Annotated in this window: 18 protein-coding genes and 1 pseudogene; 9 read left to right on the plus strand and 10 right to left on the minus strand. The window is 51.8% G+C overall.

Annotated features, from left to right (window positions below):
* Positions 1-53 precede the first annotated feature (53 nt).
* The 5 genes from ppiB (at position 54) to pgl (ending at position 4272) form a co-directional block, all read left to right on the plus strand.
* Positions 54-548 carry a peptidylprolyl isomerase B gene (gene ppiB, locus RFN81_RS06340; RefSeq protein ID WP_264498280.1) on the plus strand — a complete coding sequence of 165 codons (495 nt, stop codon included), beginning with the start codon at positions 54-56 and terminating at the stop codon, positions 546-548.
* A gap of 10 nt (positions 549-558) precedes the next feature.
* Positions 559-1281 (plus strand): UDP-2,3-diacylglucosamine diphosphatase, encoded by a 723-nt coding sequence (gene lpxH / locus RFN81_RS06345; RefSeq protein WP_264498281.1) that lies wholly within the window; start codon positions 559-561, stop codon positions 1279-1281.
* A 186-nt stretch (positions 1282-1467) separates the two neighbouring features.
* Positions 1468-1977, plus strand: coding sequence for a 5-(carboxyamino)imidazole ribonucleotide mutase (purE, locus tag RFN81_RS06350; RefSeq protein ID WP_264498282.1), 510 nt, complete (start codon positions 1468-1470; stop codon positions 1975-1977).
* Positions 1974-3044: a 5-(carboxyamino)imidazole ribonucleotide synthase gene (purK, locus tag RFN81_RS06355; RefSeq protein ID WP_264498283.1), complete on the plus strand. Its 1071-nt coding sequence runs from the start codon at positions 1974-1976 to the stop codon at positions 3042-3044. The genes purE and purK overlap by 4 nt, the downstream gene beginning before the upstream one ends.
* Before the next feature lie 229 nt (positions 3045-3273).
* The gene (gene pgl / locus RFN81_RS06360) at positions 3274-4272 is read left to right on the plus strand and encodes a 6-phosphogluconolactonase (RefSeq protein WP_264498895.1); all 999 of its coding nucleotides are present in this window, start codon (positions 3274-3276) and stop codon (positions 4270-4272) included.
* A gap of 90 nt (positions 4273-4362) precedes the next feature.
* Here pgl and fdnI read toward each other — a convergent pair whose 3' ends face one another.
* The 4 genes from fdnI to metG form a co-directional block, all read right to left on the minus strand.
* Entirely contained in the window at positions 4363-4998 is a 636-nt protein-coding gene (gene fdnI / locus RFN81_RS06365; protein ID WP_264498284.1) for a formate dehydrogenase-N subunit gamma, read from the minus strand.
* A complete protein-coding gene (fdxH, locus tag RFN81_RS06370) occupies positions 4991-5899 on the minus strand; it encodes a formate dehydrogenase subunit beta (protein WP_264498285.1) in 909 nt (302 codons plus the stop codon). Before fdxH ends, fdnI begins: the two co-directional genes overlap by 8 nt.
* Positions 5900-5911: 12 nt before the next feature.
* The gene (gene fdnG, locus RFN81_RS06375) at positions 5912-8959 is read right to left on the minus strand and encodes a formate dehydrogenase-N subunit alpha (RefSeq protein WP_264498286.1); all 3048 of its coding nucleotides are present in this window, start codon (positions 8957-8959) and stop codon (positions 5912-5914) included.
* Positions 8960-9344: 385 nt separating this feature from the next.
* Entirely contained in the window at positions 9345-11375 is a 2031-nt protein-coding gene (gene metG / locus RFN81_RS06380; protein ID WP_264498287.1) for a methionine--tRNA ligase, read from the minus strand.
* Positions 11376-11596: 221 nt separating this feature from the next.
* Between metG and apbC the strand changes: the two genes are divergently transcribed.
* Positions 11597-12706, plus strand: a complete 1110-nt coding sequence (gene apbC, locus RFN81_RS06385; RefSeq protein ID WP_264498288.1) for an iron-sulfur cluster carrier protein ApbC — start codon at positions 11597-11599, stop codon at positions 12704-12706.
* 113 nt (positions 12707-12819) lie between these two features.
* Here apbC and RFN81_RS06390 read toward each other — a convergent pair.
* The 5 genes and pseudogenes from RFN81_RS06390 to RFN81_RS06410 all read right to left on the minus strand — a co-directional run.
* Positions 12820-12990, minus strand: a pseudogene (locus tag RFN81_RS06390) (type II toxin-antitoxin system HipA family toxin); the annotation flags it as partial.
* Positions 12991-13006: 16 nt separating this feature from the next.
* The gene (locus tag RFN81_RS06395) at positions 13007-13294 is read right to left on the minus strand and encodes a helix-turn-helix domain-containing protein (protein ID WP_264498289.1); all 288 of its coding nucleotides are present in this window, start codon (positions 13292-13294) and stop codon (positions 13007-13009) included.
* A 238-nt stretch (positions 13295-13532) separates the two neighbouring features.
* The gene (locus tag RFN81_RS06400; protein WP_264498290.1) at positions 13533-14321 is read right to left on the minus strand and encodes a hypothetical protein; all 789 of its coding nucleotides are present in this window, start codon (positions 14319-14321) and stop codon (positions 13533-13535) included.
* Entirely contained in the window at positions 14318-14536 is a 219-nt protein-coding gene (locus RFN81_RS06405) for a YecA family protein (protein WP_264498291.1), read from the minus strand. Before RFN81_RS06405 ends, RFN81_RS06400 begins: the two co-directional genes overlap by 4 nt.
* Before the next feature lie 27 nt (positions 14537-14563).
* Positions 14564-15751, minus strand: a complete 1188-nt coding sequence (locus tag RFN81_RS06410) for a hypothetical protein (RefSeq protein WP_264498292.1) — start codon at positions 15749-15751, stop codon at positions 14564-14566.
* A gap of 230 nt (positions 15752-15981) precedes the next feature.
* On the opposite strand from RFN81_RS06410, the gene udk reads away from it, so the two are divergent.
* The 3 genes from udk to asmA all read left to right on the plus strand — a co-directional run bounded on the left by udk (position 15982) and on the right by asmA (position 19231).
* Positions 15982-16623, plus strand: coding sequence for a uridine kinase (gene udk, locus RFN81_RS06415; protein WP_264498293.1), 642 nt, complete (start codon positions 15982-15984; stop codon positions 16621-16623).
* Between the two features lie 115 nt (positions 16624-16738).
* A complete protein-coding gene (gene dcd / locus RFN81_RS06420; protein ID WP_264498294.1) occupies positions 16739-17320 on the plus strand; it encodes a dCTP deaminase in 582 nt (193 codons plus the stop codon).
* A gap of 60 nt (positions 17321-17380) precedes the next feature.
* On the plus strand, positions 17381-19231 hold the full coding sequence (asmA, locus tag RFN81_RS06425) for an outer membrane assembly protein AsmA (RefSeq protein WP_264498295.1): 1851 nt from the start codon (positions 17381-17383) through the stop codon (positions 19229-19231).
* 45 nt (positions 19232-19276) lie between these two features.
* Here the strand turns inward: asmA and RFN81_RS06430 are convergent, their stop codons facing one another.
* Entirely contained in the window at positions 19277-20863 is a 1587-nt protein-coding gene (locus RFN81_RS06430; protein ID WP_264498296.1) for a TerC family protein, read from the minus strand.
* Positions 20864-20925: the final 62 nt, after the last annotated feature.

Here is a 20925-nt window from a genome sequence, read left to right on the forward strand (position 1 = left end):
CCATCCTGTGTTGACGACGCTCTTATCACTAAAGCTATCTAGGGTTCATTATTATGATCACGCTTCATACCAATCATGGCGACATCGTTATTAATACGTTTGAGGACAAGGCACCGATTACCGTAAAAAACTTTCTGGACTACTGCCATAGCGGTTTTTATGACAACACGGTGTTTCACCGTGTGATTAATGGTTTTATGATCCAGGGCGGTGGTTTTGCCCCCGGCATGCAGCAGAAAGAAACCAACGCCGCGATCAAAAATGAAGCTAACAATGGTCTGAAAAATACGCGTGGTACGCTGGCAATGGCCCGTACCAATGATCCGCACTCTGCGACGGCCCAATTCTTTATCAACGTAGTCGATAATGATTTCTTAAACTTCCGTTCAGAACGCGCTGATGGCTGGGGCTACTGTGTTTTTGCTGAAGTCGTCGAAGGTATGGATGTGGTTGATAAGATTAAAGGCGTCGCGACAGGCCGCAGCGGGATGCATCAGGATGTGCCGAAAGAAGATGTGGTGATAACTCACGTCACCGTCAGCGAATAATCCGATCTGCATGGCAACGTTGTTCATTGCCGATCTGCATTTAAGTCTTCATGAACCGGCAATCACTGCCGGTTTTCTGCGTTTTTTACGTCATGATGCGGTGCATGCCGATGCGCTGTACATTCTTGGCGATCTTTTCGATGCCTGGATTGGCGATGACGATCCTCAATCGTTACACACGACGATCTCCGCTGAATTGTACGCGCTACATCAACGCGGCGTTCCCTGCTACTTCGTCCACGGGAATCGCGATTTTCTGATCGGTAAACGTTTCGCCAGACAAAGTGGAATGACGTTGTTGCCGACGGAAACGGTGCTCGATCTTTACGGCCAAAAGATTCTGATTCTGCATGGCGATACCCTGTGTACCGACGATCTGGCGTATCAACGATTCCGCCGTCGCGTTCACAATCCGCTTATTCAGCGGCTCTTTCTGTTATTACCTTTGTCTCTGCGATTAAATGTTGCCGCAAAGATGCGTGCCGCCAGCCAACGGGAAAATGAGAAGAAATCGTTGCAGATTATGGATGTTAATCAAGACACCGTGCGTGAACGTTTGCAGTATTACCAGGTGGAAACCATGATCCATGGTCACACGCATCGCCCGGCTATCCATGACCTCGATCTCGGTGGAACCTCTGGTCGCCGCGCTGTTCTGGGAGCCTGGCATGAAGAAGGGTCGATGATTAAGGTGACGCCACAAAATATCGAACTCATCTTCTTTCCGCTGTAATAGCGTTGCTGCCTTGCGGTTTAAGGTCGCCGATCATTGCGCATACGCAACCGTTTTCCTCACCATAATGCCGTGTTATGCTTTACGCCCTCAACGCCAGAGTCTCCCTGTCTGGCTGATGCGGCCTTATGTCAGAGGCGTCGCGAATACGTTCAATACAGCTACCATTACAGGAGCATTACAGGCATGCCTTCCAACGTTGCCCCGGCTAAAATTGCCATCGTCATGGGTTCAAAGAGTGACTGGGCTACCATGCAGTTTGCTGCGGAAATTCTTACCACGCTGAATATCCCCTTTCATGTCGACATTATTTCCGCTCACCGGACGCCAGATAAACTGTTTCGCTTTGCTGAAGAAGCCGTACAAAACGGTTTTGATGTGATCATCGCGGGCGCCGGGGGGGCGGCACACCTGCCGGGAATGCTGGCGGCGAAAACACGCGTTCCCGTACTCGGTGTGCCAGTACAAAGCGCGGCGTTGAGCGGTGTAGACAGCTTGTATTCCATTGTGCAAATGCCTCGCGGTATACCGGTCGGTACGTTGGCGATTGGCAAAGCGGGTGCGGCAAATGCGGCGTTATTGGCGGCACAAATTCTGGCTCTGCACGATAGTGGCATCGCCGCCCGATTGGTGGACTGGCGTCAGGCGCAAACCGATGAGGTGCTCTCTCATCCCGATCCGCGGGAGGACGCATGAAGCCGGTCTGTGTATTAGGTAATGGTCAGCTAGGCAGAATGCTACGCCAGGCTGGCGAACCGTTAGGCATTGCGGTGTATCCCGTAGGGTTGGATGCGGAGCCTGAGTCTGTTCCCTTTCAACATAGTGTGATTACCGCCGAGATCGAGCGTTGGCCAGAAACCGCCCTTACGCGCGAATTGGCAGAACATCGGGCGTTTGTTAATCGTGATATTTTTCCTCGCTTAGCCGATCGTCTGACACAGAAACAGTTGCTGGACTCGCTGAATCTGGCTACTGCCCCTTGGCAACTGCTGGCTAACGCCGAAGAATGGCCACACGTATTTGCCTCATTGGGCGAGCTGGCTATCGTGAAACGTCGTGTCGGCGGTTACGATGGTCGCGGGCAGTGGCGCTTACGCGCAGGCGAAGCGCAGACGTTGCCTGATGATTGCTACGGCGCGTGCATCGTTGAGCAAGGCATTAACTTTTCAGGTGAAGTCTCGCTGGTGGGCGCGCGTGATTCGCACGGGAAATGCGTGTTTTATCCGCTTACCCATAACCTGCATCAGGACGGTATTCTGCGCACCAGTGTGGCTCTACCGCACCCCGACTCCCGCTTGCAACAGCAGGCTGAACAGATGCTGTCTGCGATCATGAACGCGCTGAATTATATTGGCGTGATGGCGATGGAATGTTTTATCGTCGGCGACCGACTGCTGATTAACGAGTTGGCCCCACGCGTTCACAATAGCGGGCATTGGACGCAAAACGGCGCCTCAATCAGCCAGTTTGAGCTGCATCTGCGCGCCATTCTGGATTTGCCGTTACCCACGCCAGTCGTTGACGTGCCATCGGTCATGGTCAATCTGATCGGCACTGAGTTGAACACTGAGTGGCTCGCGTTGCCGTTGGTACATTTACATTGGTATGAGAAAGACGTTCGTCCCGGTCGCAAAGTGGGCCACCTTAACCTTTCATCGCCAGATATCGCGCAGCTGCAACGCACATTGAAATCGCTAGCGCCGCTCCTGCCAGCAGAATATCACAGTGGCCTGGCATGGGCGGAAGGGGCGCTCTCGGCCTGATTGCCTGGCGCCTGTTACCCGTTTGGTGACGGCCTATCGGGTAACGTTCCATGATGAAACAAACCGCCGCAGTTTTCCTGAAGCGCGTGTTTTGAGCATTCTGGCCGCTATCAAGTCGATCTCATTAGCGCGTGGCACGTTAAGCCGAGCCCGTCTGTCACCCTTTCAAGGAATGTTTTTCGCGTTTTCCTGTACCACCGCTACCTTCGCATAAAACAAGGAGAATATGATGCAGCAAGTTGTTTATGTCGCCAGCCCGGAAAGCCAGCAGATTCACGTTTGGCAACTCGGTGCTCAAGGGGGGCTGACATTATTGCAAACCGTTGATGTCCCTGGGCAGGTGCAACCGATGGCTATTGCGCCGAACAAACGTCATCTGTATGCCGGGGTTCGCCCGGATTTCAGGGTATTGAGCTATCGTATTGATAAATCGGGGAAACTGACGCAAGTAGGCTCCGCGTCTTTACCGGGTAGCCCGACGCATCTGTCCACCGATCGTGATGGCCGTTTTCTGTTTAGTGCGTCATACAGCGGCGCCTGTGTGAGCGTAAGCCCGATTGATGCTGAAGGTGTCGCCGGTGAGCCACTGCAGCAATTGAACGGGCTGGAAGGGTGTCACTCGACCAATATCGATCCGACCAATCGCGTGGTATGGGCGCCGTGCCTGAAGGAGGACCGTATCCGTCTGTACGATCTCGCGCCGGATGGCAAATTGAGCGAACATCGTCAGTCTGCCATGACGACGGTATCGGGCGCGGGTCCGCGCCACATGGCTTTTCATCCCAATCAGCGTTTCGCCTATTGTGTGAATGAACTGGACAGTTCGGTGGATGTGTATCAGTTGGATGCCGCCAACGGTGAATTACAGAAGGTGCAAACGCTGGATGCTATGCCTGCGGGTTTTAACGATACGCGCTGGGCGGCCGATATTCACATTACGCCGAATGGCCGTTTTCTGTATACCAGCGATCGTACTGCCAGCCTGTTAAGTGTTTTCCAGGTATCTGAAGACGGCAGCGCGTTAACGCTGACTGGACATCAGCCAACTGAAACGCAGCCGCGCGGTTTTAACATCGATCACACCGGAGAATATCTGATTTCCGCCGGGCAAAAATCGCAGCACATCGAGGTGTATCGCATCGACCAAAATACCGGCGATCTACAACCGCTGGCGCGATACGCGGTCGGTCAAGGGCCGATGTGGGTGTCGGTGCTGGCGCTCGATTAATCCCCCTGCACGACAAAAAGCCCTGCATTTATTCGCAGGGCTTTTTTGTCACGGGCGTTTGAAGAAATGAGTCAACCGAAAGCGCTCGGGTTATTTCTCCGCTTCCTTCTCTTCCATTTCACGCGCCCAGCGCGGGTGATGTTTTCGCGCCCAGCGTTTGGAGACTTTGCCTTCAATCATGCCTTTAATCGACCCTTTGACCCAAAACGCCATATACATGTGGATCAAAATGGCATGGATTAGCACGATAGCGGCAACCGCATGAATCAGAATGGCATAGCGCACGATGTCAATCGGGAACAGATGAGCAAAGTAAGGCCGCCACATGATGACCCCGGTAATCAGCAGCACCAGCGCCAGCCCCATGATGCTCCAGAACATGAGCTTCTGACCTGGGTTGTATTTACCGACCTGAGCCACTTCATGTTCATTACCTTTCAACACTTCAATAATGTTGATGAACCAGGGGAGATCGCGTTTCTTCGGGATGTTATGGCTCACAAAACGGAAGAACATCGGGATCAGGCAAATAATGATCAGTACGCCAAAAAAGGGGTGCAGAATACGCCCCATCTGTGGCGTACCAAATGTCTGCGTCAGCCATTGCAGCGTGGGGAAGAACAGCGCAATCCCTGAGAGGGCGACCAGGAAAAAACTGATAACCACAATCCAGTGACAGATGCGATCGATAAACTTGGTACGCAAAATCATTTGTGGCTTACTCATGTTTGTCTCCCCCTTCTTTTTCTTCTGCTTCGGGGTCATGCTCCATCTCTTCCGTATTCGGACCAATGCCGACGTAGTGGAACATCAGCCCGGCGAATGTAGCGACAAACCCAAGCGCCGAGAGCGGCTTCAGAATGCCTTTCCACAGGTTGACCGGCGTGGAAATCTGCGGATCGTCCGGCAGGTTGTGGTAGAGCGAAGGCCGGTCGGCGTGGTGTAGAACATACATGACGTGCGTACCGCCCACGCCCTGCGGATCGTAGAGGCCGGCGTTCTCATAACCGCGGCTTTTCAGGTCGGCGATGCGTTCTTCCGCTAGCTGTTTCATCTCCGCTTTTGTGCCGAAACGAATGGCGCCGGTCGGGCAGGTTTTCACACAGGCGGGTTCTTGCCCGACATTAACTCTGTCGACACACAGCGTACATTTATAGACCCGATTATCCTCTTTATTCAGCCGTGGGATATTGAACGGGCAACCGGCGATGCAATAGCCGCAGCCGATACACTGCTCGGACTGAAAATCGACGATGCCATTGGCATATTGGATAACAGCGCCTGCAGATGGACAGGCCTTCAAACAGCCGGGATCGCTACAGTGCATACACCCATCTTTACGGATCAACCATTCCAGACGATCGTTCTCTTCCACTTCGGAAAAACGCATCAATGTCCAGGATTTAGCGCTTAAGTCCGCCGGGTTATCATAAACCCCGAGGTTATGGCTGACGTCATCGCGAATATCGTTCCACTCTGAACAGGCTACCTGACAGCCTTTGCAGCCGATGCAGGTCGTAACATCAATGAGTTTCGCCACTTCGCTTTTGTCATCACGCACATGCGGGGGCGGTGTAAAGCCGTTGGTGGCCGAACGTTTAATAATATCTTGTGATTGCATTGACATAGTTGGCTACCCTTACACCTTCTCTACATTAACCAAAAACGCTTTATATTCTGGCGTTTGTGAATTAGCGTCGCCGACGCTGGGCGTGAGTGTGTTCGCCAGGAAGCCCTTGCGCGTGGCACCCTCAAAGCCCCAGTGACAAGGGATGCCAATGGTTTCTACGCTATGACCGGCAATGTGCAGTGTCTTAATCCGTTTGGTCACCACCGCTTTGGCTTTGATGTAGCCTCGCTGACAGGAGACTTTGACTTCATCACCCGCCTTAATGCCTTTGCTCTGTGCCAGATTTTCGCCGATCTCAATAAACTGCTCTGGCTGCACAATAGCGTTTAGTCGCGCGTGTTTTGTCCAGTGACGGAACAACTCGGTAATCGAGTAGGTGGTCGCGACGTAAGGGAAATCCTTCGCGGTGCCCATAGTCTTCGCGTCGCGGGCAAACAGGCGCGCGACCGGGCTGGAGATCACCGCCGGATGCAGCGGGTTAGTGCCGATAGGGGACTCGATCGGTTCATAGTGTTCAGGGAATGGCCCGTCGACTAATTTGTCTACGGAGAACAGGCGCGCCACACCTTCCGGCAGCATAATGAACGGGCCGGTATCTTGGCCTGGCGGCACGGTGGCGGCAAAATCGGGTACATCGATGCCTTGCCATTTCTTACCCGTCCATTCCAGTAATTTGCGCTTGCTGTCCCACGGTTTTCCTTGCAGGTCGGCAGAGGCGCGGTTGTATAGAATGCGACGGTTTTGCGGCCAACTCCATGCCCAGTTTGGCGTACAGCCCAGCCCGGCATCCGCATTGTCGCGCCGATCCATCTGGTTACCCGCTTCTGTCCAGCTCCCGGCATAGATCCAGCAGAAGCTGGATGTCGTACCGTCATCGCGTAACTGTGAGAAATCAGCAATCTGTTGGCCCTTGTGCAGGATCAATTTACCGCTGTCATCGTAGATATCCGCCAGTGCGATACCGTTGGCTTCGCGAGCGATCTCTTCCGGCGTAGGATCTTGCGGATTTTTATAGTTCCAGTTGATATTCATCAACGGATCGGGGTAAGCGCCGCCCTCTTCTTGATACAATTCACGTAGGCGTACCAACAGCTTGCCGATAATTTTACCGTCGTGCAGGGCTTCCCCTGGTGGCTCGGCCGCCGCCCAGTGCCATTGGAGCCAACGGCCAGAGTTGGCGATAGATCCATTCTCTTCGGCAAAGCAGGAAGAGGGGAGGCGGAAGACTTCCGTCTGAATCGACGCTGTATCCACGTCATTGAATTCGCCATAGTTCTGCCAAAATGTCGACGTTTCCGTAATCAGCGGATCGATAATGACCATATACTTGAGTTTGGACAGCGCCTCGGTGGCCTTGTTCTTGTTGGAAAACGCCGCGACGGGGTTAAAACCCTGAACGATATAACCGTTCATTTTGCCTTCTACCATAAGTTCGGCTTGCGCCATCACGTCGTAGCTGCGATCCCATTTCGGCAACCAGTCATACCCCCAATTATTCGCGGCTTGGGCGTTATCGCCGTAAAAGCTCTTCATCATACTGATAAAGAATTTGGGCGTATTTTTCCAATAGTTAACCTGATCGGGCAGGGCGGCGGCGGGTGTGATCTGGCCCAGATAGGTTTTCAGATCTTGCTGCTTTTCCGACGGCAGCGGCATATAGCCCGGTAGATTCAATGACAATAGGCCGAGATCGGTATATCCCTGAATATTAGAGTGACCGCGCAGGGCGTTAATCCCGCCGCCCGGCATACCGATGTTGCCAAGCAAGAGCTGGATCATGGCGGCGGAACGGATAATCTGCGCGCCGTTGGTGTGGTGCGTCCACCCTAATGCGTACATAAAGGTGGCGGTTTTATTCGGCACGCAGGTTTCCGCCAGCGTGCGGCAAATCTCTTCATAATCTTTGGCTGGCGTGCCGCACAGCGAGGTCACCATCTCCAATGTATAACGGGAAACATGTTTTTTCAGGAGGTTCCAGACACAACGGGGGTGGGAGAGCGTATTATCGCGTTTAGCAAAGCCGGATGCATCAAGCTCATACTGCCAACTGGCTTTATCGTATTGGCGTTTTTGCGCATCGTAACCGCTGAACAACCCTTCGTCGAAATGAAAATCCTCGCGCACGATCAGGCTGGCGTTGGTATACGAAACGACATATTCGCGATGAATCTTATTATTGGTAATCAGGTAATTAACGATGCCTAACAGAAATGCGGCGTCGGAACCCGCCCGCACGGGCGCGTAGAGATCGGCAACGGCGGCGGAGCGGTTGAAACGCGGATCGACCACAATCAGTTTGGCATTATTATGCGTTTTCGCTTCTACAGCCCATTTAAAACCGACCGGATGCGCTTCCGCCGGATTGCCACCCATCACGATAATGACGTTGGCATTCTTGATATCTACCCAGTTGTTGGTCATCGCGCCGCGGCCAAAGGTCGGTGCGAGCGCCGCGACAGTAGGCCCGTGACATAAGCGTGCCTGACAGTCGATGGCGACCATGCCAAGCGCGCGGGCAAATTTCTGATCGAGGACACCGGTTTCATTGCTGGCGGCTGATGAGCACAGCATGCCGGTGGTGAGCCAGCGGTTGACGGTTTCGCCTTTCTCGTTGGTACGCTGGAAGTTAGCGTCGCGATCGGCTTTCATCAGGCGCGCGATGCGCTCTATGGCATCGTCCCAACTAATACGCTGCCATTTGTCAGAGCCCGGCGCGCGATATTCGGGGTAAAGCAGGCGGTTATCACTATGAATATAATCGACCAGGCCGGCGCCTTTTGGACACAGGGAACCCCGGCTGACGGGATGATCGGGATCGCCTTCGATATGAAAGATGGAGGGTTTGGCATTCTTGGCGCCATCGCCGAGGCTGTACATCAGCACGCCACAGCCGACAGAACAATAGGTGCAGTTATTACGCGTTTCTTTCGCGCGCAGCAGTTTATATTGACGTACTGATGCCATTGCTTCCGTGGGCGTAAAGCCCAATACTGCGAGAGTGGTTCCCGCCATCCCCCCCGCGCAAACTTTAAAGAAACCTCTTCTATTAACTTGCATTAGTTTCCCTGTGTAATTATGTATCATTTTTGTTGCGAGTAATTTAACAACACATAAAATGTGGACTTTTGCGCAAAATCAAAATTTACGTCGTTAACTGGCTGTTGCACCTCCAAATAGGTATGTTTTTTATGCGATATATATTGTAATTCATAACGATATTGTTGTTTTTTAGTTAAAGTATTGAAAGGTAAATGTGTCTATTAACAGGGGGATGCGAATGATTGTCGATAGCGTGTTACAAGTGGTTGCAATGTTAAGCAATGGGTATTGATGTTAAAAAGTTGGGTGAGTGAAGGGGCGGATGGGTTAAAAATCCAGATGAGTTAAAAAGCCGGATAAATAAAAAAGCCGGATAGGAATCCGGCTTGGCTTGATACAATGATTACTTGACCTGCATACCGGGCTGCGCGCCGCTATCAGGGCTCAGCAGGAAAATTTCTTTACCGCCGGGGCCTGCTGCCATCACCATGCCTTCCGAAACGCCAAACCGCATTTTACGTGCGGCCAGATTCGCGACCATGACGGTTAAACGGCCTTCCAGTTCAGCCGGGTCAGGGTAGGCTTCACGAATGCCGGAGAACACCTGACGGGTTTCGCCGCCGAGATCCAGCGTCAGCCGTAGTAGCTTGTCAGAACCGTCGACCAATTCAGCTTGTTTAATCAAGGCGATACGCATATCGACCTTGGCAAAATCGTCAAAGCTAATGGTGTCCTGCACTGGATGATCGGCCAGCGGGCCAGACACGACTTTTTGCGCCGTGACCATATCTTCCTTGGATGCATTTACCATCGCGTTGACGTTATCGACATCAATGCGGTTGAACAAGGCTTTAAAGGGGCTAATTTGATGGTTTAACAACGGGGTTGTGATAGTGTCCCAGCGCAGTTCCGTCTGCAAAAACGCCTCTGTTCGCTGCGCCAGCGCAGGCAAAACCGGTTTCAGATACGTCATCAACACGCGGAACAGATGGATGCCCATTGAGCAAATGGCCTGTAGATCGGCATCCCGCCCTTCTGCTTTTGCCACAACCCACGGCGCCTGTTCGTCAACATAGCGGTTGGCGATATCCGCCAGCGCCATGATCTCACGAATCGCGCGGCCGGATTCCCGGCTGTTGTAGGCTTCCGCAATACTGGCGGCGGCGTCGGTGAAGGTTTTGTACAGATCGGCGTCGGCCAGCGTGCCCGCCAGCTTGCCGTCAAAGCGCTTGTTGATAAAACCCGCATTACGCGAGGCGAGATTCACGACCTTATTGACGATATCGGCATTCACGCGCTGGACAAAATCCTCCAGGTTGAGATCGATATCATCAATGCGCGAAGATAATTTTGCCGCGTAGTAATAGCGCAGGCAGTCGGCATCCAGATGTTGCAGATACGTGCTGGCCTTAATAAAGGTGCCGCGCGATTTCGACATCTTGGCGCCGTTGACCGTGACGTAACCGTGTACGAACAGATTAGTCGGTTTACGGAAACCACTGCCTTCCAGCATGGCGGGCCAGAACAGACTATGGAAATAAACGATATCTTTACCGATAAAGTGATACAAATCGGCATCTGAGCCGGTGTTCCAGAAATCGTCGAAATTCAGATCGCCACGCTTATCGCACAGGTTCTTGAACGCGCCCATATAGCCGATGGGCGCATCCAGCCAGACGTAAAAATACTTGCCCGGCGCATCGGGAATTTCAAAACCGAAATAGGGCGCATCGCGGGTAATGTCCCACTGTTGCAGACCCGCATCGAACCACTCCTGCATCTTATTGGCAACCTGTTCCTGCAACGCACCGGAGCGTGTCCAGGTTTGCAGCATGTCGCTGAATGCCGGCAGGTCAAAGAAAAAGTGCTCGGATTCGCGCATCTCTGGCGTGGCGCCGGAAACGGCGGATTTAGGATTGATCAATTCTGTCGGGCTGTAGGTCGCACCGCAAACTTCACAGTTATCGCCGTACTGGTCGGCAGCCTGACATTTCGGGCAGGTGCCTTTCACAAAGCGATCCGGCAAAAACATGCCCTTTTCTGGGTCGTATAACTGAGAAATCGTGCGAGTTTTAATAAAGCCGTTCTCTTTCAGACGGCGATAAATCAGGCCTGACAGCTCGCGGTTCTCTTCGCTATGGGTTGAGTGATAGTTATCGTAGCTGATGGCGAAACCGGCGAAGTCCTGCTGATGCTCCTGACTCATCGCCGCAATCATCTGCTCTGGCGCGACGCCCATCTGCTGGGCCTTCAGCATAATGGGTGTGCCGTGGGCGTCATCTGCACAGATAAAGTGAACCTGATTGCCGCGCATTCGCTGATAACGTACCCAAATATCCGCCTGAATATGTTCAAGCATATGACCGAGGTGAATCGAACCATTAGCGTAAGGCAGCGCGCACGTTACCAGGATTTTCTTTGCGACTTGAGTCATGAGGAACTTGCTTTCTTTTGTGAATAGAGGAAACCCGATGTTAACCGATAGCGCCTTGCTGCGTAAACCGCTGACAGGGTTAAAACGGCAAGGCGTTACATTGCAGAGCCCATTTTGCGCGGCGCTTCCCCATTTTTGTTCATGAAGAGCGTCAGGCGGCAATGGCTCTGATATGCTATACCCAGTCTCAACGGTCAATATGAGAATTTCAAGGAGCCGGAATGAATGCGACAGTCCCCGAACAACGACCAGAAGCATTGCGTGCGATGGTCGCCGGGGTTTTATCTACTTTTCAGCACCCGACACTGAAAAACAACCTAACGACGCTTAATGCGTTGCGCCACTGCGCATTGCTGGACGATGTGTTACACATCGAACTGACGATGCCGTTTGTCTGGCTGAGTGGATTAGCCGTGTTAAAAGAAACGGTCAGCGATGAATTATTACGCCTGTCCGGCGCTGAGGCGGTCGAGTGGCGTTTAACGCAGGATATCGCGACACTGCGGCGGGTAAATAACCAGGCTGGGGTGAAAGGTGTAAAAAATATCATTGCCGTCAGCTCCGGGAAAGGCGGCGTTGGCAAATCAAGTACGGCGGTCAACATGGCGCTGGCGCTGGCGGCGGAAGGCGCAAATGTGGGCATTCTGGATGCCGATATCTATGGTCCGTCGATTCCCACCATGTTGGGGGCGGCCAGTGAACGGCCCACCTCGCCGGATGGTCAGCACATGACGCCGATTATCGCCCACGGTCTGGCTACCAACTCGATCGGTTATCTGGTGACGGACGATAACGCGATGGTGTGGCGTGGGCCGATGGCGAGTAAAGCGCTATTGCAACTGCTACAAGATACGCTGTGGCCGGACTTGGATTATTTGGTCATCGATATGCCGCCGGGGACGGGGGATATTCAACTAACGCTGGCGCAGAACATTCCGGTCACTGGCGCGGTTGTCGTGACCACGCCGCAAGATATCGCGTTGATGGATGCCATGAAAGGCATCGCGATGTTTGAAAAAGTCGGCGTACCCGTGCTGGGTATCGTGGAGAATATGAGCGTGCATATCTGTAGCCACTGTGGCCATCTGGAGCCGATCTTCGGCACGGGTGGTGCGCAGAAGCTGGCGGAAAAATATCACTGTTGCCTGCTGGGCCAGCTTCCACTGCATATCTCCCTACGTGAAGATCTGGATCGCGGTGAGCCGACAGTGGTCAGTCACCCGGACAGCGAATTCACTTCTCTGTATCGCGAACTGGCGGGGCAGGTAGCCGCGCAGCTTTACTGGCAGGGCGAAGTGATCCCCGGCGAAATCGCTTTCCGGGCGCTGTGATACGTAGTGGCGAGTGAATGACTCAACTATTGCATGCCGAGCTTGCGCCCGCACTCGGCATGCAGGTTCTATAAGCGCGCTAATTAACAGTGGCGTAGCGATAGGCTTCTTATCAGCAAGCCACCTAGCGAATCTTTAAAACCGAGCCCTAACACAGGTCGCGATTCGTCATTAAGGTACGAATCCGTAAAGGCAAATAGTGTTCTGTCATTGCCCACATGGGTGATAGTGGCGATGGGGTCACCATAAAGCAAAACGTTTAGCGTAGAGACATTGTTAGTCATCATCGTCCCCATCTAATTAGTATGCAGGCGACATTTGCTCACCTTCATCGCTAATCCCTTTGCTACTGCGAATGATCGACGTGATGGCAGGAATGGACTTTTTAGGTGCAACAAACCGCTCTAAGTCGAGCGAACGGGCAAGCGCAATCAAACTGGATATTCTTAAATCGACGCCACCCGATTCGATTTTTGATATATGACTTTGAGGCCCCCCCGAACGCGTGCTCAGATCTCTTTGGCTAAGCCCTTTATGTATCCGAGCTTCTCGAAGGCTTTCCAGTATCTGTTCTGTTACATAGCGCATGTTGATATGCCTAAATGCATCATTAAAGAATAATTATATATTAAAACATATCAACCTAACTAAACCCCCGAACGCAATAATGATTACTTATGACATATCAGAAGATAGTGCTTGATATGTCATTATAGATTGTCGATTACACGCCTACTTACTTTCCGTGGGCTGATAGGGTAGGGGTAATAACCAATCTCCTTTGAACTGATAGGCTTCGAACAACTGATGCAGATAGCCTGATGCCTTATATGTTAATAGTGAACTGAAAGGATTGTGTTAATAAAGGTTGGATCTTAACCATTCTATTGACAGGCTTAGCGTCGATATAACGTCTTGGATCAATTGTCACAAACCCCCAAAACTGTAAAAACCGCTCAATAAACCTGGATTCAATTAGCGAGCATAAGTATTTTTCCGGTGGAAAGTATTCGTCCGTAGGGAATGCCAATAGTAAATCGGGGAAAGCCGTCATCACCTCTTTAACCAACTGAGCTACACTGCTGTGGCTTTGCAGACGCCACAACATAAACAACCAAAAGGTACGCAAATCGACATCGTATTCAAAGCGGTCCAAATACCCCCAGTTATATTTTCTGGTTGCGGCTTCTAACATCGGTTTGAAAAATGCCTTAATACCTAATGTCTGATACTGATTTTGCGCTGCTTTTTTCACATGGTAGTGACCGCTACGTCGATAAATAATACCGCTAATTTCGGCTAGCACTCTGGTGTAGTGCAAGGCATTAAATTTATCTTCGTTACTGCCTGCAAACTCACTGATACGGATGTCACGTTCGAATTGAGCAACTGAAAGCTCTGGCAGCAATGCACAGGCCTGCTTGACTAACTTAGCCGGTAAGTTGCCCTTGCTTGTGGCTTTGAATGATCCTCCTTGCGCCATGGCTTCATCAATAATCAGGCTTAAATAGTGCATCACGGGGCTGGCAGAAAAGCTGTCCGGCGTGTTGATTGTTACCCATTGAAGTTCATCGAGAGGGGCATAAAGCCAATTGGCCATTTGCGTTGGCGTCATACCACAAAAATCGGGATGAGGTTGACTATACGATCCTGCATTTTGTGCTGTAAAACCACATTGAGTTCATCAAAGCTCAAATTAGGGTTCAGTGCCAACATGCCTTCAACATCATCAATGAATTGCGCACGTAGCTTATCCGTGTTGTTCATACAACAATGTTTAAATTTTTTTCCACTGCCGCAATGGCAAGGATCGTTATGACCAAGCTTCATTATTGACCTCTCTTATCGTGTTGATGCTCAAAAACGGTAATCTTGATCGAATAAATCCATAAGGAAATCCATATTATCGTCTTCGTTACGCTCGGCTAAATACTGTTTCAGTACCGCCAGAGAGCGTAGGCTTTGCGTTTGTGCCAATTCAATTGCTGTCGACTCGCGCAAATAGCGCTGATGTTCCGCGATTTTCTTTTCTCGCGTCTTTGCCGTTGCGGCCCCCATTTCTTGCCACACCATACCAGGAAGGGATGGATCGTGCTTTTGATCCGCCAGCGCATTTTTCAACGTGTTCACTCGGCTTTCAAGCAGCGTATTAATCGACGGGATCGTACTTTCGTCAAAAGCAAATGAAGCATCAACATATTGATGATAAAGCGTTAGAAGGGTCCAGATGTCATGTTCCTGTTTGGCTTTTGACAACATGGTCATGAGGTGATGTTTTTTCTCTTTCTCTGCGGGATCTTGTTCGCGATCGGGATGAAGCGCCTTAGCAATCCTACGATATAGCAGGGTAATATGTTTGGTATCCAATAGATTACCGTCGGTTGACGCCGCTGTACGCTTACTCTCCTCCCCGTCTGTTTCCGCGTATTCGCTCTCTTGCCAGTCATCGTCGTCTTCCTCAGCATCAAAGGCACTATCTTGCTGATTACGGGAATGCCATTCTTGAGAAAGTTGCTCCAATGCGGCCTGCAGTTTATCGGGGTTTCTAATCATCTCGCTTATTTCGTCATCGGAGAAGGCGTAGGAAAAGTCAAATTTAGTGTCGAGCGCTTCTCTGAATTGAGCGATGTCCTCGTTAGAAGGCGGTGGGGTATATTGCGAAGCGACAGATATAAACCGGTCAACTAATGGCGTCATATCAAGCTGACTATTGAAAGGGTAGGACTGCAAGCGAGACAATTCCTCTTCGATCCACTCAAATAGCGTCTCACGCTGGTTTTTGCTGAGCGATTTTTTGTCGGCAAAAGAAAGTAGGCGCTCTGTTTTATCAAAAACGGACTGAATATATTGATGCTCTAACGGCAGAACATCTTGCTGAAAGCGCGCATACAGCGCTTCCTGATCTTGCTGTAATTTGACGAGTTGGCGCTGATATTTTTCGATGGTGGCCCAGAAATGTTGAAATTTCTCCAGGGGAGTTATAGGTTGCTGTTTTTTCTTTGTTTTGTTCGTTGCCTTTTTCTTTATGAGCTTTGAATGGGCCATAGTCTACTTAGAAGTGTTTATGAGAAATGTTTGATGGGAATCATACTGGCTTTTTTTTATCAATGTCTACGCGCATTTCATCGTAATCAATCGACGGCGACGGCCCGCCAGCGCCAATGTGGGTAAACGTGGAAAGGGTGGCGTGACGCGGGCTAACTCCCTATAATCGCACGTTAAAGCGCCGTTTGGCGGATTCCCCTCTTTTACATGTTAATCAGGCCGTTTATACCATGACTGATCAGTCTCACCAGTGCGTTATCATCGGGATCTCAGGAGCATCGGCTTCGGGTAAAAGTCTTATTTCCAGCACCCTGTATCGCGAATTACGCGATCAGGTGGGCGATCGGCATATCGGTGTGATCTCTGAGGATAGCTACTATAAAGATCAAAGCCACCTGACGATGGAAGAACGGATAAAAACCAATTATGACCATCCGAGTTCGATGGACCATGACTTACTTATCCAGCATTTGCAGATGCTGAAGGCCGGTCAGGCGATCGAAGTGCCCCAATACAGCTATGTCGAGCATACTCGTCAACAAGACACGGTGCATATCGCGTTAAAAAAAGTCATTCTCCTGGAAGGGATTTTGTTGCTAACGGATGCGCGCCTGCGCGATGAGCTTAACTTCTCTATTTTTGTCGATACCCCCTTGGATATTTGCCTGTTGCGTCGCCTGCGGCGTGACGTTAATGAACGCGGACGTTCGTTAGAATCCGTAATGGAACAATACCAGAAGACGGTGCGCCCGATGTTCCTGCAATTCATTGAGCCGTCCAAACAGTACGCCGATATTATCGTGCCGCGCGGCGGCAAGAACCGTATTGCGATCGATATTTTAAAAGCCAAGATAAGCCAGTTTTTTGAGTAACAAAGACTCTCACGCATCCCGACTGCGTAGCCTGTGTGGCAGCAACGTGATAGATGTGATAGATAACGAAGGTAAGCGGGGTATCTGAAGATACCTCTGCCGAATGGAGAATAGAATGAGACTGTGTGACCGTGATATTGAAGCCTGGCTGGATGATGGCCGACTGGTGATTACGCCCCGTCCGCCCACCGAGAGGATCTCCGGCGCGACCGTTGATGTCCGACTGGGTAACCAATTCCGCGTCTTTCGCGGGCACACGGCGGCTTTCATTGATTTGAGCGGCCCAAAGGATGAAGTCAGCGCCGCGCTGGATCGCGTGATGAGCGATGAGATTATTTTGCCGGAAGGCGAGGCTTTCTTCCTGCACCCGGGAGAACTCGCGTTGGCCGTTACGCTCGAATCCGTTACCCTGCCCGATAATTTGGTGGGCTGGCTGGATGGGCGTTCTTCGCTTGCCCGACTGGGGTTAATGGTTCACGTTACCGCCCACCGCATCGACCCAGGTTGGCAAGGCAGAATTGTATTGGAGTTCTATAATTCAGGTAAGTTGCCGCTGGCGTTGCGCCCCGGCATGATGATCGGCGCGTTGAGTTTTGAACCGCTTTCCGGGCCGGCGGCTCGCCCTTACAACCGTCGTCAGGATGCCAAATATAAAGACCAGCAGGGTGCGGTGGCGAGCCGAATCGATAAAGATTGAGTGTCTGGCGACCCGTCTGTAAGGTAAGCCTGTGGCCGGATATTTCGCAATGAGGATGGCATGAGAAGATTTCTGACGACGCTGGCAATTCTGCTTGTCGTGTTGGTAGCAGGAATGACGACTCTGGTCTTGCTGGTTAATCCTAATGATTTCCGCGCCTACATGGTGAAGCAAGTCGAGGAACGCAGCGGCTATCGCCTCCAGTTAGATAGTGAGTTGCGCTGGCACGTCTGGCCGCAACTGAGCATTTTATCCGGCGGGATGTCGCTAAGCGCGCCGGGCTCCAGCGCACCGATAGTCAGCGCGGAAAACATGCGTCTCGATGTGCAACTGTGGCCGCTGTTGTCGCATAAGCTAGTGGTCAAACAGGCCATGTTAAAAGGCGCGGTCATTCGCCTGACGCCCGAGAGCGAGGCTCGACAGACTACGCCCGGCCCGATCGCGCCAGCAGGCTCGCCTTCGCCAGCAGAGGAAGCGCGTTGGCGGCTGGATATCGCGAAGGTAAAAGTCGTCGATAGTCTATTAGTTCTGCAACGCGGCAATAATGAACAGATTAATGTGCGCGATATTAATCTGGCGATGGAACAAAATAGCGCCCGTCAGGTGAGCGTTGAACTCTCCAGCCGCATCACTCGCGATCAGCGAGATTTAGCGTTCTCTCTTACCGCTGATGTTGATCTACAGAACTTCCCTCAGCAGGCGAGCGCTAATATCACCCAACTTGACTTCCAGCTATCAGGCGCGGGAATCCCGACCAATGGCATTAGCGGGGCGGGAAGAGTGCAGGCAAGCTATCAGCAGCAGCCCGAAAAAATCGCCTTTAGCCAGCTTGCTCTGACGACCAATAATAGCCAGCTATCCGGGACGGGCAGCGTCACGCTGGGGGATATTCCCCATTATGAATTGGCGCTCACCGCTGAGAAACTGGATGTGGATTCTTTACTGGGCATCACCGTGACGCATGAAAATAATGTCTCGGAGGTAAATGCCCCGGCGGTACAAGTTAAATCACCGGCGCCGGTGATTTCGAATGAAACTACGCCGATCACGCTGGCGGAGCGGTTAAAGGCTTTCACGGCGCGGGTGTCATTACAGGCTGACTCAGTGCTCTACCGCGGGCTTGATATTCGCCAATTTACGCTACAAGCGGAAAACCAGCCGGGCTCGCTGGAGATGACGACATTGAGCGGTGAACTCGGCGATGGTCGTTTCTCAATACCAGGTAACGTCGTGACGACGCCAGCGACCACCCTAACACTACGACCAGAACTTAAGAATATTGCGCTGTCGCAACTGATGACCGCGTTTGCGCTACCGGGAAATACGATTGATGGCAAGGTATCGATGGCGGGGCAGTTCAGCGGCAACACTCTGGCGCTACCGGATCTACTGGAACAATGGCAGGGAACGGCGACGCTGCATGCCCAGCATGTGCGTCTACAGGGGCTGAATATTCAGCAGATGGTGCAGATGGCGGTGGCACGTAGCAATGGTAATGTCCGAGGGCAAGAACGCTATGAACGCTACACTGAGTTGCAGCAACTGGAGGGAAATATTCAGTTGAGCGCGGGGAAATTACGGCTAACGCATCTCAACGGGCATTCGGCGCTGTTGTCGCTTAGCGGCGCAGGGCAATTCGACCTGCCTGCGCGCACGTGTGACGTTAACGTGGATGTCTCGGTCACTCAGGGGTGGCAGGGGGATGATAAACTGATCGACGTACTGAAAAACACGGCGATCCCGTTACGCGTCTACGGCAGCTGGGACAAGCTGAACTATCAGTTACAGGTGGATCAACTGCTGCGTAAGCGGTTGCAGAATGAACTGAAGAAACGCCTGAACGAGTGGGCGAGCCAAAACCAGCAGAGCCAGAAGGGTAAAGATCTGAAGCAACTTCTCGATCGGCTGTAGCGAGAACGGAAAAGCGGGTGGGAGGAGATTCCCCACCCGATTCGTTTACACTTCAAAATCAGTTTGCGGTTCCTGGTTCGGCGTAATACGAACTTCCACGATCCGATGGCTTTCTACCGCTAAAATCGTGAACTGATAGCCGTCAATCGATAGGGTATCGCCAACCTGCGGAATTTGCTGCGCGTGTTCCATCAGTAGCCCAGCCAACGTGTAATACTCGCGTTTTTCGTCCAGCGTTAATGGAATGTACAGGGTCAGATCTTCCAGCGGGATGTAGCCATTGACCGTTAAACTACCATCGCTGTTTTGCTGAACCGCGTGACGCGCATCGTGATCTTCGCCTTCGCGCGGCAGGCTGCCTGCGATAGTTTCCATCACGTCACTTAATGTCACTATCCCTTCCATCGAACCAAACTCGTCAACAACAAAGGCAAAGTGCGTCCTTCCTGCTCTAAACTGTTCTAAAGCCTGTAGCAGCGAGAGTTGTTCAGGGAACACCAGCGGCTGATGAATCAGGCTGCGCAAGTTAAATGGCTCGCCGTTCAACTGTTGTTGCAGTAAATCAGACACATAGACAATCCCCAACGGCTCGTCAGAGGTGTTGCTATCAGTGACCACCAGGCGAGGATGCTGGTTGGTCGTTAATAATTTAGCCAACGCTTCCTGGGTGATATCCAGTTCCACCGGATCGATATCGTGCCTTGAGGTCATAATGCTACTGATGGTGCGCTGCGCCAGCCCCAGCACCTGCTTGATCATCCGACGTTCCTGAATATTGAACACCTCCTGACCCGCCCGCGCGCCGTCTGCAATCATGGCGGACGTTTGGTTATCCAGTTCCGCTTCTTCATGTTTGCCGCTCAAAATCCGCAACACAACCTCGGCGGTTCGTTGACGTAATGGAATCGAGGAGGAGAGAAAACGTCGGCGGTTAAACATGGAAACCTGGTTGAGTAGCTCGATTAGCACCGAGAAGCCTATCGCAGAATAGAGGTAGCCCTTAGGGATGTGATAGCCAAAGGCGTCGGCGACCAGACTGAAACCAATCATCAACAGGAAGCTGAGGCACAGAATAACGATAGTCGGATGTTCCGCGACAAAACGCGCCAGCGGTTTACTGGCCAGCAGCATCAGGAAGATGGCGATGGTCACCGCAGACATCATCACCAACAGATGATCGGTCATGCCAACGGCGGTAATCACGGAATCCAAGGAGAATATGGCATCCAGTACCACGATTTGCGCGACGACCGGCCAGAAACGCGCGCCTTTACGTGGGGCGTGCTGCTCTTCATCTTTCCCTTCGAGGCGTTCATTAAGTTCCATGGTAGCTTTAAAGAGTAGGAAAACCCCACCCACCAGCATGATGACATCGCGGGCGCTAAAGGTATGCTCGAAGAGAGTAAAAAGCGGCGTTGTTAAGGATGCAAGCCAGGAAATCGACGTCAGCAAACACAGCCGCATAAGCAGAGCCAGTAGCAAACCGACGATGCGAGCCTTGTCGCGCTGCTCTTTAGGGAGTTTTTCCGCCAGAATGGCAATAAAAATAAGATTATCAATACCCAGAACCAGTTCCAGGACAACCAGCGTGGCCAACCCGGCCCAAATCGTTGGATCAGCGATCCACTCCATAGCTGTTTTTCACCTTTATTATGAACATGACCCCGATAGCGTATCAGGGCAAACGCAGATGA

The organism is Pectobacterium cacticida, assembly GCF_036885195.1.
GTDB lineage: Bacteria > Pseudomonadota > Gammaproteobacteria > Enterobacterales > Enterobacteriaceae > Pectobacterium > Pectobacterium cacticida.

Coding starts and splice junctions, on each gene's coding strand:
- ppiB (WP_264498280.1), top strand. CDS start 54: ATGATCACGCTTCATACCAATCATGGCGACATCGTTATTAATACGTTT.
- lpxH (WP_264498281.1), top strand. CDS start 559: ATGGCAACGTTGTTCATTGCCGATCTGCATTTAAGTCTTCATGAACCG.
- purE (WP_264498282.1), top strand. CDS start 1,468: ATGCCTTCCAACGTTGCCCCGGCTAAAATTGCCATCGTCATGGGTTCA.
- purK (WP_264498283.1), top strand. CDS start 1,974: ATGAAGCCGGTCTGTGTATTAGGTAATGGTCAGCTAGGCAGAATGCTA.
- pgl (WP_264498895.1), top strand. CDS start 3,274: ATGCAGCAAGTTGTTTATGTCGCCAGCCCGGAAAGCCAGCAGATTCAC.
- fdnI (WP_264498284.1), bottom strand. CDS start 4,998: ATGAGTAAGCCACAAATGATTTTGCGTACCAAGTTTATCGATCGCATC.
- fdxH (WP_264498285.1), bottom strand. CDS start 5,899: ATGTCAATGCAATCACAAGATATTATTAAACGTTCGGCCACCAACGGC.
- fdnG (WP_264498286.1), bottom strand. CDS start 8,959: ATGCAAGTTAATAGAAGAGGTTTCTTTAAAGTTTGCGCGGGGGGGATG.
- metG (WP_264498287.1), bottom strand. CDS start 11,375: ATGACTCAAGTCGCAAAGAAAATCCTGGTAACGTGCGCGCTGCCTTAC.
- apbC (WP_264498288.1), top strand. CDS start 11,597: ATGAATGCGACAGTCCCCGAACAACGACCAGAAGCATTGCGTGCGATG.
- RFN81_RS06395 (WP_264498289.1), bottom strand. CDS start 13,294: ATGCGCTATGTAACAGAACAGATACTGGAAAGCCTTCGAGAAGCTCGG.
- RFN81_RS06400 (WP_264498290.1), bottom strand. CDS start 14,321: ATGACGCCAACGCAAATGGCCAATTGGCTTTATGCCCCTCTCGATGAA.
- RFN81_RS06405 (WP_264498291.1), bottom strand. CDS start 14,536: ATGAAGCTTGGTCATAACGATCCTTGCCATTGCGGCAGTGGAAAAAAA.
- RFN81_RS06410 (WP_264498292.1), bottom strand. CDS start 15,751: ATGGCCCATTCAAAGCTCATAAAGAAAAAGGCAACGAACAAAACAAAG.
- udk (WP_264498293.1), top strand. CDS start 15,982: ATGACTGATCAGTCTCACCAGTGCGTTATCATCGGGATCTCAGGAGCA.
- dcd (WP_264498294.1), top strand. CDS start 16,739: ATGAGACTGTGTGACCGTGATATTGAAGCCTGGCTGGATGATGGCCGA.
- asmA (WP_264498295.1), top strand. CDS start 17,381: ATGAGAAGATTTCTGACGACGCTGGCAATTCTGCTTGTCGTGTTGGTA.
- RFN81_RS06430 (WP_264498296.1), bottom strand. CDS start 20,863: ATGGAGTGGATCGCTGATCCAACGATTTGGGCCGGGTTGGCCACGCTG.